This window comes from Algibacter amylolyticus (genome assembly GCF_014202225.1).
GTDB lineage: Bacteria > Bacteroidota > Bacteroidia > Flavobacteriales > Flavobacteriaceae > Algibacter_B > Algibacter_B amylolyticus.
In genome coordinates this window covers 319,201-335,024 of sequence record NZ_JACHGE010000003.1, presented here as the reverse complement: position 1 = coordinate 335,024, position 15,824 = coordinate 319,201, and the positions used below count along the sequence as shown (strand labels likewise).

Annotated in this window: 13 protein-coding genes; 6 read left to right on the top strand and 7 right to left on the bottom strand. The window is 32.3% G+C overall.

Features of this window, described 5'->3' with window-relative positions; genetic code table 11:
- The 7 genes from HNQ90_RS09125 to HNQ90_RS09095 form a co-directional block, all read right to left on the bottom strand.
- Positions 1–2,301 (bottom strand): BspA family leucine-rich repeat surface protein (locus HNQ90_RS09125; RefSeq protein WP_183822317.1); only part of this gene is annotated, 2,301 nt, incomplete at its 3' end.
- Between the two features lie 8 nt (positions 2,302–2,309).
- The gene (locus HNQ90_RS09120; protein WP_144117954.1) at positions 2,310–2,714 is read right to left on the bottom strand and encodes a hypothetical protein; all 405 of its coding nucleotides are present in this window, start codon (positions 2,712–2,714) and stop codon (positions 2,310–2,312) included.
- A 109-nt stretch (positions 2,715–2,823) separates the two neighbouring features.
- Positions 2,824–6,018, bottom strand: coding sequence for a toxin-antitoxin system YwqK family antitoxin (locus HNQ90_RS09115; protein ID WP_144117953.1), 3,195 nt, complete (start codon positions 6,016–6,018; stop codon positions 2,824–2,826).
- Between the two features lie 121 nt (positions 6,019–6,139).
- The gene (locus tag HNQ90_RS09110; RefSeq protein ID WP_144117952.1) at positions 6,140–6,862 is read right to left on the bottom strand and encodes a LytR/AlgR family response regulator transcription factor; all 723 of its coding nucleotides are present in this window, start codon (positions 6,860–6,862) and stop codon (positions 6,140–6,142) included.
- Positions 6,862–8,550, bottom strand: a complete 1,689-nt coding sequence (locus tag HNQ90_RS09105) for a tetratricopeptide repeat-containing sensor histidine kinase (protein WP_144117951.1) — start codon at positions 8,548–8,550, stop codon at positions 6,862–6,864. The genes HNQ90_RS09110 and HNQ90_RS09105 overlap by 1 nt, the downstream gene beginning before the upstream one ends.
- Before the next feature lie 64 nt (positions 8,551–8,614).
- A complete protein-coding gene (locus HNQ90_RS09100; protein WP_144117950.1) occupies positions 8,615–9,394 on the bottom strand; it encodes a patatin-like phospholipase family protein in 780 nt (259 codons plus the stop codon).
- A gap of 136 nt (positions 9,395–9,530) precedes the next feature.
- A complete protein-coding gene (locus HNQ90_RS09095; protein ID WP_144117949.1) occupies positions 9,531–9,881 on the bottom strand; it encodes a winged helix-turn-helix transcriptional regulator in 351 nt (116 codons plus the stop codon).
- A gap of 252 nt (positions 9,882–10,133) precedes the next feature.
- Between HNQ90_RS09095 and HNQ90_RS09090 the strand changes: the two genes are divergently transcribed.
- The 6 genes from HNQ90_RS09090 (at position 10,134) to HNQ90_RS09065 (ending at position 15,822) form a co-directional block, all read left to right on the top strand.
- Complete coding sequence (locus HNQ90_RS09090) at positions 10,134–11,141, top strand: zinc-binding alcohol dehydrogenase family protein (protein WP_144117948.1); 1,008 nt, start codon at positions 10,134–10,136, stop codon at positions 11,139–11,141.
- Positions 11,142–11,301: 160 nt separating this feature from the next.
- Positions 11,302–11,775, top strand: coding sequence for a cupin domain-containing protein (locus HNQ90_RS09085; protein WP_144117947.1), 474 nt, complete (start codon positions 11,302–11,304; stop codon positions 11,773–11,775).
- 141 nt (positions 11,776–11,916) lie between these two features.
- Positions 11,917–13,035, top strand: a complete 1,119-nt coding sequence (locus HNQ90_RS09080; RefSeq protein ID WP_144117946.1) for an L-dopachrome tautomerase-related protein — start codon at positions 11,917–11,919, stop codon at positions 13,033–13,035.
- 158 nt (positions 13,036–13,193) lie between these two features.
- Complete coding sequence (locus HNQ90_RS09075; protein WP_144117945.1) at positions 13,194–14,147, top strand: 2OG-Fe(II) oxygenase; 954 nt, start codon at positions 13,194–13,196, stop codon at positions 14,145–14,147.
- A 186-nt stretch (positions 14,148–14,333) separates the two neighbouring features.
- Positions 14,334–15,146 carry an SDR family NAD(P)-dependent oxidoreductase gene (locus tag HNQ90_RS09070; RefSeq protein WP_144117944.1) on the top strand — a complete coding sequence of 271 codons (813 nt, stop codon included), beginning with the start codon at positions 14,334–14,336 and terminating at the stop codon, positions 15,144–15,146.
- A 79-nt stretch (positions 15,147–15,225) separates the two neighbouring features.
- Entirely contained in the window at positions 15,226–15,822 is a 597-nt protein-coding gene (locus HNQ90_RS09065; protein WP_144117943.1) for an NAD(P)H-dependent oxidoreductase, read from the top strand.
- The last annotated feature ends 2 nt before the right edge of the window (positions 15,823–15,824 follow it).

The following is a 15,824-nucleotide window of genomic DNA, read 5'->3' as shown; positions in this document are numbered from 1 at the left end:
TACTGTTACATCCCAAGTACAGGTTGTGTTGTTAAAGGTTGCAGTTTCCCCACACGCAGTTGAGGGTTGAGTAGGTTGCGTTCCTGTTACATCCCAAATACAGGTTGTGTTATTAAAAGTTGCGGTTTCCCAACATTGTGTTGTTGGTTCAGTAGGTTGCGTTCCTGATATGTCCCAATTACAGGTAGTGTTATTAAAAGTTGTAGTTTCCCAACATTCTGTTGTGGGTTGAGTTGGTTGTGTTCCTGTTACATCCCAAGTACATGTTGTGCTATTGAAAGTTGCAGTTTCCCAACACTCAGTTGTTGGTTGAGTTGGTTTAGAATTAACGGTAATAGTCATTAATGCTATTTCTGTACATTGTCCATTATTTGGTGTAAAAGTATATTCGGTTGTTGCTGTTGTGTTTAATGCTGGTAGCCAACTACCGGTAATTCCATTGTTAGACGTTGTAGGTAAAGCGTTTAAATTACCGCCTTCACAAATAGGATCTACTTGCGTAAAAATTGGTGTTTCTACAGTGTTAATAGGTGCAGGTGTCGCACTGTTATTATCAAAAAGTTTTAATTCTCTAATTTCGGTATAGGGAGCATTACCCAATGATCCATCGTTTTTTGCTTCTATTAATAAAAACCTTGATGTTGTGTATGGAAAATTTATAATTGTAGGCATACTTACGGTGTCTCCGTTAAGAACTCCAGGACCTATTCTAGATTCTGGAAAAATGGGTAGCCATCCAGCATCAGAATAAATAGGTGTTGTAGCAGTTTCTAAATGAGAATACATTCTTAAACTAGTAACTTTTCCATCGCTAAACATTTGAAAAACTCTTAATTCGTTAAAAGTTCTAGACATAGATAAGTCAATTACCATGTATCTTGAAGCACCACCTCCAGCATACCAAGTAGAACCATTTGCTTTGTTTGGTTTTACTGAAATATCTTTATTATTAACAGAACATTCAGAGCATAAAGCTTGTATCCATCTCCAATTTCCAGAAGAACAATCTCCATAAGTTCCTCCCCAATTATTTGGTCCAAAATAATCAGTATTTGTGGTGCCATCTCCAACTATAGCGCCGTTTATAGTGGACATATAGTTTATTGAATATTGATAAGAATCACAAGATAAACCGGCATCTGTAATAGTCCAACCATCGGCTATTAAAGCATTACGAGCATTTTCTCCTAAACAAAAATTTGCATTTACGGTTAACGTCACATTTGAGTTATGTGTTTGTGCTTGCCACCCCTTTAACAAAGCATCGTAATTTGCAACCGATAAGCGATTTGAGTTAGCGAACATTAAATCGGCGTTTAGTAAACTACTAATATTCCAATTACCAATATTTTGATCGAAAACGCTGTTTTCAAACATGTAATTCATTTGTGTTACGGCACTTGTGTCCCAATTACTTATGTTTTGATTAAAAGGTGATGCTCTAAACATAAATCGCATGTCGGTAACTTTACTAGTGTCCCAATTGCTAATATCTTGATTGAAATCTGTATAAGTAAACATAGAGCGCATAGAAGTCACATTAGACGTATTCCAGTTTCCTATGTCTTGATTAAAAGTTGAACACGAGGTAAACATAGCCTCCATATTAGTTACTTTAGTGGTATCCCAAGCACTTAAATCTTGATTAAATTTTGGTGAATTATTAAACATTTGTTCCATTGAAGTAATGGTACTTGTATCCCAATTTCCAATATCTTGATTGAATGTTAAAGTCCGCATGTACATAAATGATAAATCTGTTGCCTTAGATAAATCAGGAGGAGGGATTTGGGTTGTACCACCATTTAAATTAGAACAACCGTTAAACGCGTTATTCATACTAGTCCATTGTTGATTTCCCCATTGGTCAACAGATAGTATTTTATGTCTATCACTATTACTTGAATTATTAAAAAATATTCTAGGAAAATCACCTTGTATTCTTATGGTTTTAACGCCTTCATTTCCAACACCATAATCGTGGGTAACATTACCTGTAATTCCAAATTCATCAAAAACACCATCATTATTCCAATCCACGTTATAATTATAACCTGTTCCTATTGTTGAAATTTTTATTGAGCTATCATTTGAATTGCCGAAATTATCTGTTTTCCATGTGGTTACAAAATCGTCTGTACTTAACGGGGGCGGAGCTACATTTAAACTATTAGAGACATTAGGCGCATTGATTAACCTAGGGTTTACTTTTTCTGAAGGTGTTATTTCTGAAAATGCTATTGCATTTATAAAGAGGATACTAATAAAGAGAAGATGTTTTATGTGCGATTTATGTAGCATCTATACACTTATTTGAGTATTCGATCGTTTACCAAATCGGTTATTTCTTTTTGTTTTAATATAGGAATGGCCACCGAATCTAAATGAATTTTTTTTGAATTGCTTTTAATTTTAATAAAGCCATTTAAATAGCGAGAGTCCATATAAATCTCTGTGATTTCGTGGTATTTGTATAAAATATTTTCTTCATCCACTTTTAAAACGGTAAGACCTTCATTGTCCAGTTTAATTACAGGAGTTTCATCTTTTTTTAAAACGTTAAGTCCTTTTATAATTAAAAAAACTACAGGAGCTAAAATGTACCATAAATAATAATTTGCATAGTAGATACCAGCAATAAAAACAAGAAATACTAATATCGCTAATACGATGTATATATAAGGGTTTTCTTTTTTAGAATAAATTAAGTTCATGCTATTGTGACCAAAAAGGACTTTAAAATAAATATAGACTAGTTATCCCATGGAGCAAAAAGCTAATTTATAATCGCGTAAAAGGAATTTATATTCGTGATTGCTACGCTTATTGTTGCTTTAAAAATTTTAATAATTGGTTTTCGGTTAACTCTTTTTTTCTTTCAATCCTTTTGCCTTCTTTAAATACTTTACAGCTATAGGTACCTGCTTGATTTATTCTAATTGTTATACCATTATATTCTTCACCGTCTTTGTAAACACATGTGCTTACAGGTGTCTTTTTATCACTAAGATAAAAGGTTGTTATACCATCTGTGTCAAAAAATATGCGCTGCCAATTTGTAAAGTCTATTGGTTTTGTTTTAAAGGGTGTGTTTAAAACACCTTCGTAGGTAATTAATTCCTTTTCTGTTTCGATTTTAATAGTTGCAATATTTAATGTGTCGCAATATATTTCGATTTTTGTATCGTTTCTATCTGTATAAGAAAAATGCGCCTTTGAAATTCCATGTTCTGAAAACGAAAAAGCACCTATTTCTTTTTCATCAAAATAGTAAACAGCATCGCCTTCTTTTTTAGAAGCATCAATAAACGTGACTTGGCTGTTTTTTACATTTTCATTTTTATAGAGCCTGTATGCTATAAATCCGTTTTTAGTATAAATGAAACTATGGTTTGTAGGTGATTGTATATCAAAAATATAAATTTCAGTTTTCACTTTTATGCCATTTTCAAATACATGTTTAGAAGTTATTCCTTCATGCTCTTGTAATTGATGGCCTTTTAATGGCATGTTATTTTCGTATTTAATACTATCTAAAAGTGTTCCTAAACGAGAGCCTTTAGTGGCGTAATATTGATAATTAGTTTTCTGTCCATTTTCAAAATGCGATAAAATATCGAATGCAGTTTCTTCTGCTTTATTGCTTTCGTTTAAGAAATTACCAGAGAATGGTTTTCCGTTTTTATAAAACCCCAAAAGGCTATCGTTATGTTTAAAAGCAATAAAATCAATTTTACTCTTTAGATTATTATTTTTGTAATTACTAACACGTTCAATAACTTTATTTTTGAAATTGTAAATTTTTTCATCTCCGTGTTTCTTAGAATTTACATAATTTGTAAGTGTAAATCTTTCTGGGTAATAATGTTCTTGTACCTCTTCAATTTTTGAAAAAACACCTTCGTGTGGTTGCCCATTTACATAGGTACCTTTGGCAATTAACTGTCCTTTACCATAAAATGATTCCTGGCTTATTTTACCATTTTTATAGTCTTTAGTATGTTTTAGTTCTTGTGTAAAGTATTCCTGTTTTTTAAGTTGGCCTTTATTATATTCTAAGATAGAATAATTTGTGTCTTCTGTATCGTCGTAAAAAATACCGGTTTCTGGCTTATTGTTTTTATAAATTCCTTCAGCTATTAAATTATGCTCTTTATAGTATTGTATTTGGCCATCTAACTTTCCGTTTTTATAATTTGTACTAAGACTATCATAAGCTTTATTATAACCGCTACTTGCACTAAAGGAAGTTTCTAAGCCATGTTTTAAGCCTTTTTTATAAGATGAAATTTTATTGTCTTTTATAATTGTGCCCTGTATTGGTAGGCCTTTTTTATAGCTGCAGGTCGTTATTATATTTGTATTAAGATTCTCGAAAGTTATAATACCATCTAAATGCCCTTCCTTTTTATTGCCTGAAATTGAAAAGCTATAATATGAGTCTTTATTGTAAAAAGAACCATGTTCCATACCATTTTTAAAGCTTGTAATACTGCCGGAATATTCGCTGTAATCCTGACCGGAATAACGCCTATCATCTTTAAAAATTAGTGTGTATTCCTTATTATCTACAAACTTAGATTGCTTAGTTATTTTCTCATTTTCGTAATAACTTATGCTTTTTACCTTGGTAGGGTCGTCGTATAAATAAGACGCGTTTTTAACAACGTGTCCATCATTATATAAAACAACAGAGTAATCTTTACATACTTCGCCTTTAAAAGGTTTATTGTTTTTGTATTCGCATGCACAAATTCGGTCTTTAAAAAAGCCTGATGAAGTAACGCTACCTTCAAGTTGACCTTCTTTATATTCTTGCCTTTCTATTTCTTTGCCTTTATAATCATAAAATATAAAAAGACCATGTTTTATACCATTTTTATAGGATGAGAATGTACTTTTATCCTGACTTAAAAAAGTACCATTCCATTCAGAATTATTTTTATAAATCCCTTTTGCATACTGTTTTCCTTCTTTAGTGTAATGAACGCTTTCACCATCTATTTTATGATTTGAAATAGTGTAATAAGATGCTACATTTTTATATTCATCGGAAAAATAGGTTGTTTGCTTGCCATCAAGTTTTCCGTCGGTATAGCTGGCAATTCTATCGCGATATAGCTCAATGAATTGTCCTTGCAAATGTTTATCATCTTTATTGATGCCCTTAGCAACGGGTAACATTTTTGACGAATACCCAATTTCATCGCCTTCTAGTTTACCATTAACATAGGTTTTTAATATTTTAGATTTGAAAAAAGTACCAGAAAAGGCATTATCATCCTTATTGATACCTTTAGCTATGAGTGTACCATCCTTTTTATAAACAGCTTCTTCGCCATTCATTTTTCCGTTTTTGTAATGAAAATACTTTTCAAAACCTATAATATCGTCCTCACCATTTGTGAAATATGTTGCCTGAAGACCTTCTTTTGGATAGTAATTTAAGGATGTTAGACTTCCTACTTTTTTACCTTCACGATTAAAATGATTAATTATAGTTAAACTATCATTTTCGAGCAATACTTTAACAGCCATTTGGTTAGAGTCGTTATGAAACCTAAGTCTTCCCGTTTTTTTACCGTCTTTATATTCCAGTATGTAACCAACATAGCAGCAATTATCTAAAAAAGTACCAGACCAGTATGTGTTGTCTTTGTAAATGCCTTGAGCTCTTAAAAAGCCTTTTTTTGAATAGTAAAGCGCTTCGCCAACTAATACATTATTGTTGTAATGTCTAACTTCCCTTAATTGGCCATTTTCGTAATACCACTTTACTTCACCATGAAAGGTTTTGTCTTCTAAATTTGAATAATAACCTTCCATTTGAAGGTTTCCGTTTGTGTAATAATCTTTTATTTCGAATAAATCTCCAACTTTTTTTATGGGGATTAGCCTATAAAAACTAGCTTCCTTTTTAGTTGATTTTACCCAATTAGAATTAAAATATAAGGTGTCTTTTTGAGCGTAAATAGTTGTTGCAATGAAAAGTGCAAGGAGTAGAGTTAAATTTTTCATCAATAATATTTAAATAAAAAGGAAATTAAGCCCCGTTTGTATTCGAATATAATGACTGTTTTAATAGGTAACTAAAAGTGTTTTATAAGCGAATAAGAGCGCTTTATATTCGTGTTTAGTATTAATCTTCGGCCAATAAAGCTTTTATTTCGGCCATTTTACGAGAAGAAATAGGAATAGCCAAAGCATTGCTTAAAATTATAGTGTCATTTTTAATGGCTGTAACTAACTTTTTATTCACCATATAGGATTGATGCGTTCTGATAAAGCCTTCATCTTCAAGTAAATCCTGAAAATATTTCAAGTTTTTTGATGCTAGAATAGTTTCTGTTTTAGTTATTATTTTGGCATAAGCACCTTCAGCTTGACAGTAAAGAATATCTACCAAATTAATGTAGTGGATTTTATTGGTTGTTTTTATAACAATTTGCGAGTTCTTTTTGTTTTCGATATCTGCAATTAATTTTCTTAATTCGTTTTCGTTAGAAACACTTTTTTGAGCCTTATCAATCGCATTTTGTAATTCGGAAGGATCAATTGGTTTTAATAAATAATCTAATGCATTAAATTTAAAAGCTTTGATAGCATATTGATTAAATGCCGTAATAAAAATAAGTTTAAAATCAAGATTTGGTAATTGTTTTAAAAGAGAAAAACCAGAGCCATCTTCAAGCTCGATATCTAAAAGTACAATGTCTGGCTTTGCTTGCGGTAAAATAGCTTTGGCATCTTTTATAGAAGCGGCTTCTGCAACTATTTCGCAGTTAGTGTAAAGTATGTTCAGTAATTTTTTTAGAACTATTCTAACATTTTTTTCATCATCTATAATGGCTACTCTAAACATTAAGATAAGTTTAAATAAAAGGTTACAATGGTTCCTGTTTTAACTTTATTTGAAGTCATAGAAAATTGTTTTTCTTCGCCCAATTTACGTAATGATAATCGTTTTTTAAAAATGTCGATGGCATGCTCTCTATTTGTTTTACTTTCCTGGTTATTTATACCAATACCATCATCAATAATTTTAAAGCAGAACACATTGCTATTATTGGTAATATTAATTTCAAGTGTTCCTTTTTCTGTTTTGGGCTTTAAACCATGTTCAATAGCATTCTCTACAAAAGGCTGTAATAACATAGGTGGTATTTTCACGAAGGTTGGGTCTATGCCGTCGTGTATATTAATAGCGTAATCAAATTTATTAGAGAACCTTAATTGTTGCGTTTCAATATAATTTTTTAAAGCATCTAAATCTTCAGATAAAAGAATTTCTTTTTTATTTACAAACTCAAAGTTCTGTCTAATTAATTTTGCAAATCTTGATAAATAGGATGTTGATTTTATTGGGTCGTTATCAAAAATGGTTTTTTGGATAGCGGTTAAAGCATTAAATATAAAATGCGGATTCATTTGTGTACGCAAAACCTTTTGCTCTAACACTAATTTTTCTTGCTCGAGTTTTAATTTAGAATTTCTGTGCTTTTGTATTAAAAAAAGACCTAAAAACAGTAGGGTACCAGCCAAAATAGTGAAAATCAATTTATTTTTAGTGTTGTTTTTTTTAGCCTGTATTAATTCTTTCTCTTTGGTTATTAGGTTGTATTGGTCCTCGATTAGCTTTATTTTCTCTTTGTTTTCGGATGTTACAAGGCGTTCATTTATAGAATCTCTTTTAGTGATATATAGTGTTGCTGCGTCAAAACTTTTGTTCTTAATAGCGCTTTCTAGAAGCACACCGTAAATTTCTTTTTGTATGGATAACCGTCCGGCTTCCTCTTCAATTTTTAAAGCTTTTAAGTATAAAGAGTCACATTTTTTGAATTGGTTTTGCATAAAAAAAACATAACCTAAATTACGCAGCGGACTAGAGTTTAATCTGTTAATGTTTTTATTTAAATCAATGGCCTTTTGGTAGTATTCCGAAGCATTAATTAAATCGCCGGATTGCTCTAGAATATAGCCAATGTTATTATACGACGCAGAGAGTTCTTCTTTTTCATCTATTTGTAGCTGAATTTCTGCGGCCTTTTTAACGTAAGCAATGGATTTTTTATAATTTTCATATTGAAACGCTATGTGCCCTAAAGAATTAAGTGCTTTTGCTTCGCCTTTTTTATCTTCAATGTCTTTAAAAATACTTAAAGCCTTTTCTATATGCTGCAATGCTTTTTCGTTATTGGATAGAAAAGCTTCAGAGTCGCCCAAAAGCATATTGGTTTTTGCTATATATTTTTTATTACTCTCTTTTTCAAAAGCAACTAAAGCTTTCTTAAAGCTTGCTATGGCTTCAATATCTTTTTCTAAATGTCCTAAAATTTGGCCTTTTTCAAAATATAGAAGTCCAGTTTTATGATTGGAGTAAGTGTTTAATTTTGCTATACTATCTATTCTTTTAATAGATTTTATGAGGGTTTCATCATTTAAAAATGCTATAAAATCCTCATCCGATTGTATATTTTCAGGTGTGCTATTTTTACAATAAGTGAAACAAAATAAAATTATCAGTAAGCCTATATAGTTTATTTGTTTCATCTTAAAAATTAAAGCGATAGTGTATTCATTTAAATAAGGTTATCGAGTCTTCGGCATCCGCACTTTATAAATTGTTATCCAACAAACTAGACGCATAATCATAACCAATGGTATAGGCTTTTTCAATACCTTTTTTATCCAAAACCCCAATAACATCTAAATGATTTGGAGTAAATAATAAATCGGGAATGCTTAACTTATCACGTACATTTGAGTGAAGCATTAAAAGATTAGCCCGTTGCGATAACTGAAAAGAATTTTTAAGTTCATTTTCGCCAACAACTTTCATTGCGGTAGTGTATGATCCAATAATAAAATCTGTGGTGTCAATTAAGGGATCAACCGGAAAATTATTCATAATGCCACCATCGGCATATAATTGTCCATTAATGGTTACAGGACTAAAAACAGGAGGTAAGGCAGCCGAGGCTAAAACCTTATTAATTAATTCCCCTTGATTAAAAAATTCTGATTCCCCGGTTTCTAGGTTGGTAGCCACTATAAAAAGTTTCTTCTCTAAAGCTTCGAAAGTGTTAGTTGGAAAATATTTTTCAAAAAATACTAAATACTTACTCGTATCAAATAACCCAGGTTTATTTATAGTAAGTAAGTTGTATTTTAATAAAGGTGTTTCTTTAAAAAAGTGAAGCATATCCTCAGGCTCTATTCCATTGGCATAAAGCGCTCCAACAATACCGCCAGCACTTGCGCCCGAAACAATATCTGGAACAATACCATGTTCCAATAATGCTTTAATGACTCCAACATGTGCAACGCCTTTAACACCACCACCAGAAAGCACTAAACCAATAGTTTTATTAGATAAATCACTTAATTTAATCATGATGCTAAAATATACATAAATCTTGTTAGTTCTTGCTATTCATAGGAATGATATACTAAATTATTATTTAAAAAAGAAGTATAAGCTTAAGCTGCATGAACGGTAGCTAATACAAGTGAAGTATTTTATGTAAAATCTAATTTTTAAGCACACCACCTTTTTTTTCGGTAACCACATAAACGCCCCAATCTGCAATAGATTTAATTAAGGGTATTAAAGTTTTCCCAAAATCGGTTAAGGAATATTCAACTTTTAAGGGCGGTTTAGAGGTGTAAACTTTTCTTTTTACTATGCCATCTTCTTCTAAAGTTTTTAGCTGTAAACTTAATGTACGCTCGGTAACTGTCGGCATTTGTTTTCTTAATTCACTGTATCGAAGTGTTCCATCTATTAAATGAAATAAAATAACAGTTTTCCATTTGCCTCCAATTATTCCCATGGTTAAACTAGCGCAACATGGATATTCTTTTCCTTTAAAATGATACATAATATATTTATAAATAATAAAATTCTTAATTATTGGGTACAAATATATAATACTATATTAAATTATACAACTATACTTTTTATAGTATTTTCTATTTTGATTAATACATTGATTTACAGAAACTTGTGATTTAAAAGTAGTACTATCATTTTTGACCGTTATTGTGAGTATTAATAACTATATTTACTTTTGTCACTATAAAAAATATAGTATAATAAATTTAGAATAGATTTTAATTTTAAAACATAAAAAATGAAAGCAATAGGATATAAAGAGAATCTTCCAATTGAAGATGTTAACTCATTACAAGACATAGAATTAAACACACCAAAAGCAACGGGAAGAGATGTTTTAGTAGAAATAAAAGCCATTTCTGTAAATCCAGCAGATTATAAAGTACGTGCAGGAATGCCAGTAGAAGGTGACGATTGGAAAGTGATTGGATGGGATGCTACCGGAATTGTAAAAGAAGTTGGAGAGGATGTCTCTTTATTTAAAGTTGGTGATGAAGTTTGGTACGCAGGAGATTTTACTCGACAAGGGAGTTATGCACAATACCAAGTTGTAGACGAACGTATTGTTGGTAAAAAACCATCAAGTTTATCTTTTCCTGAAGCTGCAGCTTTACCGTTAACTTCACTAACGGCTTACGAAATGTTGTTCGATAGATTACAGGTTTCAAAAGACGATGCTAGCAAATCCATTCTAGTTATTGGTGCTGCTGGAGGTGTTGGTTCTATATTGGTGCAATTAGCTAAAAAGCTAACAAAACTGAATATTATTGGAACTGCTTCTCGTGAAGAAACTACAGCATGGTTAAAAGACTTGGGTGCAGATTCTGTAATAAATCACAGAAATAAATTAAGTGAAGAGTTTGAGAAGTACAACCTTCCTGCACCAGATTATGTAGTGAGTTTAAACGGAACGGAGCAACACGCAGATGAGATCGTTAAACTAATTAAACCACAAGGTAAATTCGGATTTATTGACGATCCAAAAACGTTTAATATTATGCCGTTTAAATTAAAATCGGTTTCAACACATTGGGAATTTATGTTCACACGATCTATGTTTCAAACCGAAGATATGATAGAGCAGCACCATATTTTAAACAAAGTTTCTAGTTTAATTGATAACGGAACCATTAAAACCACTATAGGTGAAAACTTCGGAATCATCAATGCAGAAAACCTTCGTAAAGCACATGCATTCCTGGAAACCGGAAAAGCAAAAGGTAAAATAGTTTTAGAAGGGTTTTAATCTTTTCAGGAAGTAAAACATAAATAGAATTGTCACTTCGAGTGTTTTTATTGAAATGCAATGAAAATAAAAATGTATCGAGAAGCGTATTAAATCTAGTGGTTCTCGATACAAGATTCTGAAAAAGAATTTCACTCGAACTGACAAAAAACATAAAAAAATGAAATTCAAATCCATTATAGCTGCATTAGCAGTAACAGCAATGTTTGTTGGTAATACTGCAAATGCGCAAGTCACCACTAAAGATTCTATAGCAACTTCAAAAGTGCAACATTTCAATTTTGATGAAATGGAATCGGAAACTATTGGAGAAGGGATCCAACGTAAATGGTTTCATGGCGAAAAAGGACAAATGACCATTTTTAATCTAGAAAAAGGAGCGCATATTCCTTGGCACCAGCATCCAAACGAGCAGATTACATATATCATGTCGGGTAAAGTAAAAATCAAAACCATTATGGATGGTAAAGAAACTTTTGTAGAAGTTGCAGCAGGAGAAGTTATTGTGTTTCCAGAAAATGTACCACATGAGTTTTGGGCTTTAGAAGAAACTGTAGATTTAGATGTACATGTTCCAGTTCGTGAAGATTGGTTATCTAAAGAGTTACCAGAGTATTTAAAAAAGAGCAACTAAAACTTTAAAATAACGTCACTTCGAGTGCATTTTGAGGCACGAGAAATTAGTATCGAGAAGTTTGGCTAACAAAAAAGTTCTCGATACAAAATTCTGAAAAAGAATTTCACTCGAACTGACAAGAAATAAATAATACAAAACATGAATTTCAAATCTATAATTACAACCTTCAGTTTTACAATAGTGTTTGCCATTTATACTGTAAATTCACAAAACACAATAGGTGAAACCGAAGTTTTTGCAACTACAGAACAAGCAGTTGGTAATATTACCTTTACTGATACTGGCGATTTAGTTTATAGTCATCATCCGTTTTTCTCACCGGAAAACAGAGTCATGATTATGGATGCAAAAACTAAAACAAGCAAACCTTTTCCTTCTAAAGCTTGGAATACACCAAGAACTACCGACGATAATTATCTAAGTAATGTGTTAGGGATTAGAAATGATGAAAACGGCATTGTTTGGATGTTAGATATGGCACAACGAGATAATGTGACACCTAAAATAGTGGGTTGGAACACAAAAACCAATCACCTAGAACGTATTTATTATTTACCAAAATCGGCAGTGCCAAAGCATGCACAACCCAATGATATGGTGGTAGATACTAAAAACGGTTATTTTATAATTGCAGATGAAGGCATTGGGAATGGAGGAGATGGAAGTAACGCAGCATTTATTATTGTAGACATGAAAACGGGTAAAACACGTCGAATACTTGAAGGTACACGAACTACATTACCAGAAAACACACCAACAGTAATTAACGGAATACATTTAGCGGTTAATGGTAACGATTTGTTGGTAGGAAATGATGGAATTACTGCAGACGCTAATTTTGAATACATTTATTATGGTCCGTTAAACGGAACTAAAATCTACAGAATTAAAACGTTAGATTTAGTAAATGAAGCATTAACAGAAGAAGCATTAGATCGTAAAATCGAAACCTATTCCGAAAAACCAAACAATGGAGGAATGAGTATTGATATCGCTGGTAATATTTACTTAACAGCATTAGAAACCAATAGTGTAGCGGTAGTTTTAGCAAAAGATAAAAGCGTAAAAACCATGGTAAAAGATGCTAATATGGTTTGGCCAGATGGTGTAAGCTACAATCATGTAGATGGTTATATGTATGTATCAGCCGCACAAGTAAACAAAGGCGCTGTTTTTAATGATGGCAAAGATGTATCTACAAAACCATTTTACATTTTCAGATTTAAACCAATTACAAAAGGCGTTTCTTTTAGATAATTTAGAAGTCAATTAATATTCCCTAAATATTGACTAGTAGCAGGAAGAAGCCACTAATTTAAAGTGGCTTATTCTATTTATTTTAATTTAAGAAAAAGACATGTATACACAACCAAAATATCCTATTGCGACAGTTTTTGGTAAAAAATATAAAAACAATGACAAATAAAAATATATTAGCACAAGCTCGTGCACTTACTTTACCTTCTCGTGAAGCCTCGTTAAATCGTGAAGCTTCAGTTTCACACTTTTGGAATAGTAACCGAAATCTACTTGAAGAGGCATGGGCTGAATGGGAAATTGAAAACAAAGACAATTTACTAGTTCCTGATGAGACGTTGCTAGATCCACGTTTGCAAAAGGCGATTAAAGAAGCTTGGGAAAATCCAGAAAAAGAAAATGCTGTTGCCGATTTATGGGAAGAAATTAGTCCAGGTGTTTATGTTGCTCAGTTTTTTAACCCAGAACGCTTAGCGGATTTTCGTAACTATTTAGAAGCTGTAGTAAATTCACAAATTCCTAAACGAGCACCCTACGGAATACAATTGAATCGTTATGGGATTATGCTTGATCCACGCTCAGAAGGCTATCTTGCAGCTCCTAATTTTCAGGCATTTTATAACGATATTATGGACCGTTATATGCGTCCGATTGCGCGTTTGTTATTAGATACTTATGGTTATGACAACCAAACATTTGGTTTTTCTATTCAGTACAATCCTGATAAAGATAAGGATTTACATGCCCATACCGATGCCTCGGCTGCTACCTTAAATATTAATATTAATTTACCTGATGAAGCATTTACAGGTTCGCAAGTTGACTTCTACGATAAAACCACAGGAAAAACGGTGCAAACTACTTTTGAATCAGGGAAAGCAATAATTCACAGAGGTGATGTTGCACATGCAACGCACCCAATTATCAGCGGGCAACGAAGTAATTTGGTTGTGTGGTTATACGGAGACCGTATGCAAATTCCAAGAGGAGGAGCAAGTAGCTATGGTAGTGTCGATAACTCAGAGTCTAGAGTTGTTACATCAGATAGTATTAGTGCTCGTGAGCGTTGGACCGTGCCAAAGAGTCCCAAAGACACCTTTGCACCTTTTTAAAAAGACTAGAAATCGTTTATCTTGCTTTATACAATCGTTATATGTAGAAATAGAGGTAAAACTAGTATCAGAATTTTATAACAAGGTTCAAAAAAACATGAAAATGTCACCTTGAGCGCAGTCGAAAGGTCTTTTTAGTTCACATCTACGCTCAAGGTGACACTCCAATAAAAAATTAATAAAATCATGAGTAAAACAATCATAGTAACAGGAAGTACAGACGGAATAGGAAAGTTAACCGCTTTAAGCTTCGCTGAAAAAGGACATACCACTTATGTACACGGAAGAAATGAAGCAAAAGTGGACACAGTTGTTTCAGAAATAAAAACAAAAACAAACAATCAGAACATACATGGTTTGGTTGCAGATTTTTCCGATTTAGAAGCTGTTTCCGAATTAGCGGTACAGATTAAAAAATACATTCCTAAAATAGATATACTAATCAATAACGCGGGAATTTTCAAAACGAAAGAGGTTCATAATAAAAACGGATTAGACATCCGAATGGTGGTAAATTACCTAGCACCGTATGTGTTGACGAATGCCATACTAGAAAACATAAAGCAATCCGATGCACCAAGAATTATTAATTTAAGTTCTGCTGCACAAGCACCAGTTTCAGAAGCTGTTTTGATAGGAAAGGAGCAAGATTCAGAAAATAGTACATACGCACAAAGTAAGTTAGCATTGACCATGTGGAGTTTTAATCTAGCAAAACAAGAACCAAGTATTAATGTAATTGCTGTAAATCCGGGTTCATTATTAAATACCAAAATGGCTAATGAAGCCTACGGACAGCATTGGTCTCCTGCAGAAAAAGGAGTAGATATTTTGGTAGACCTGGCATTGTCTGTAAACTATAAAAACGATTCCGGTAAGTATTTCGACAACGATAAAGGAGGTCCGAAAGGTTATTTTGCACCAGCGCATCCCGATGCTTATGATGTTCTGAAAATCAGAAACTTATTAACGGTAACCAATAAATTATTAGCTAATTAGGGTATTTAGTTTGCCATTTTTAACAAGTTTCTTCAAATTAGGTATATTTTAAGCCATTATTTAAGGTTAAATTTGTCAGATGAAAAAAATACTCGTTCTGTTTTCGCATCCTAAATTTGAAAAATCTAGAGTAAACCAAGCTTTAATTAATCATATTACGGATAAAGATCATGTTACTATTCATGATTTGTATGAGGAATATCCAGATTTTCATATCGATGTCCCTAGAGAAAAAGAATTACTAAGTCAGCATGATATTATCATTTGGCATCATCCATTTTACTGGTATAGTTGTCCGCCAATAATGAAACAATGGATGGACATGGTATTAGAGTTCAATTGGGCTTACGGACCTAGTGGTAAGGCATTACAAAATAAAATATGTTTCAATGTTATAACAACAGGAGGTTCACGAGAAGTGTATTGCTCCGAAGGTTATAATAGCTTTACCGTAAGACAGTTTTTAAGACCATTTGAACAGACCGCCATTTTGTGTGGTATGACTTATTTTCCACCTTTTACGGTAATGGGAACATACACATTAACTGATGAAGATTTAAACCGTTATAAAAATAACTACGGAAAATTAATCGACTTACTACAAGCTAATTTATCTGTAAATGATTTTGACAATAAATCATTTTTAAACGATATTCCTCAACTTAAAACAACCTAAAC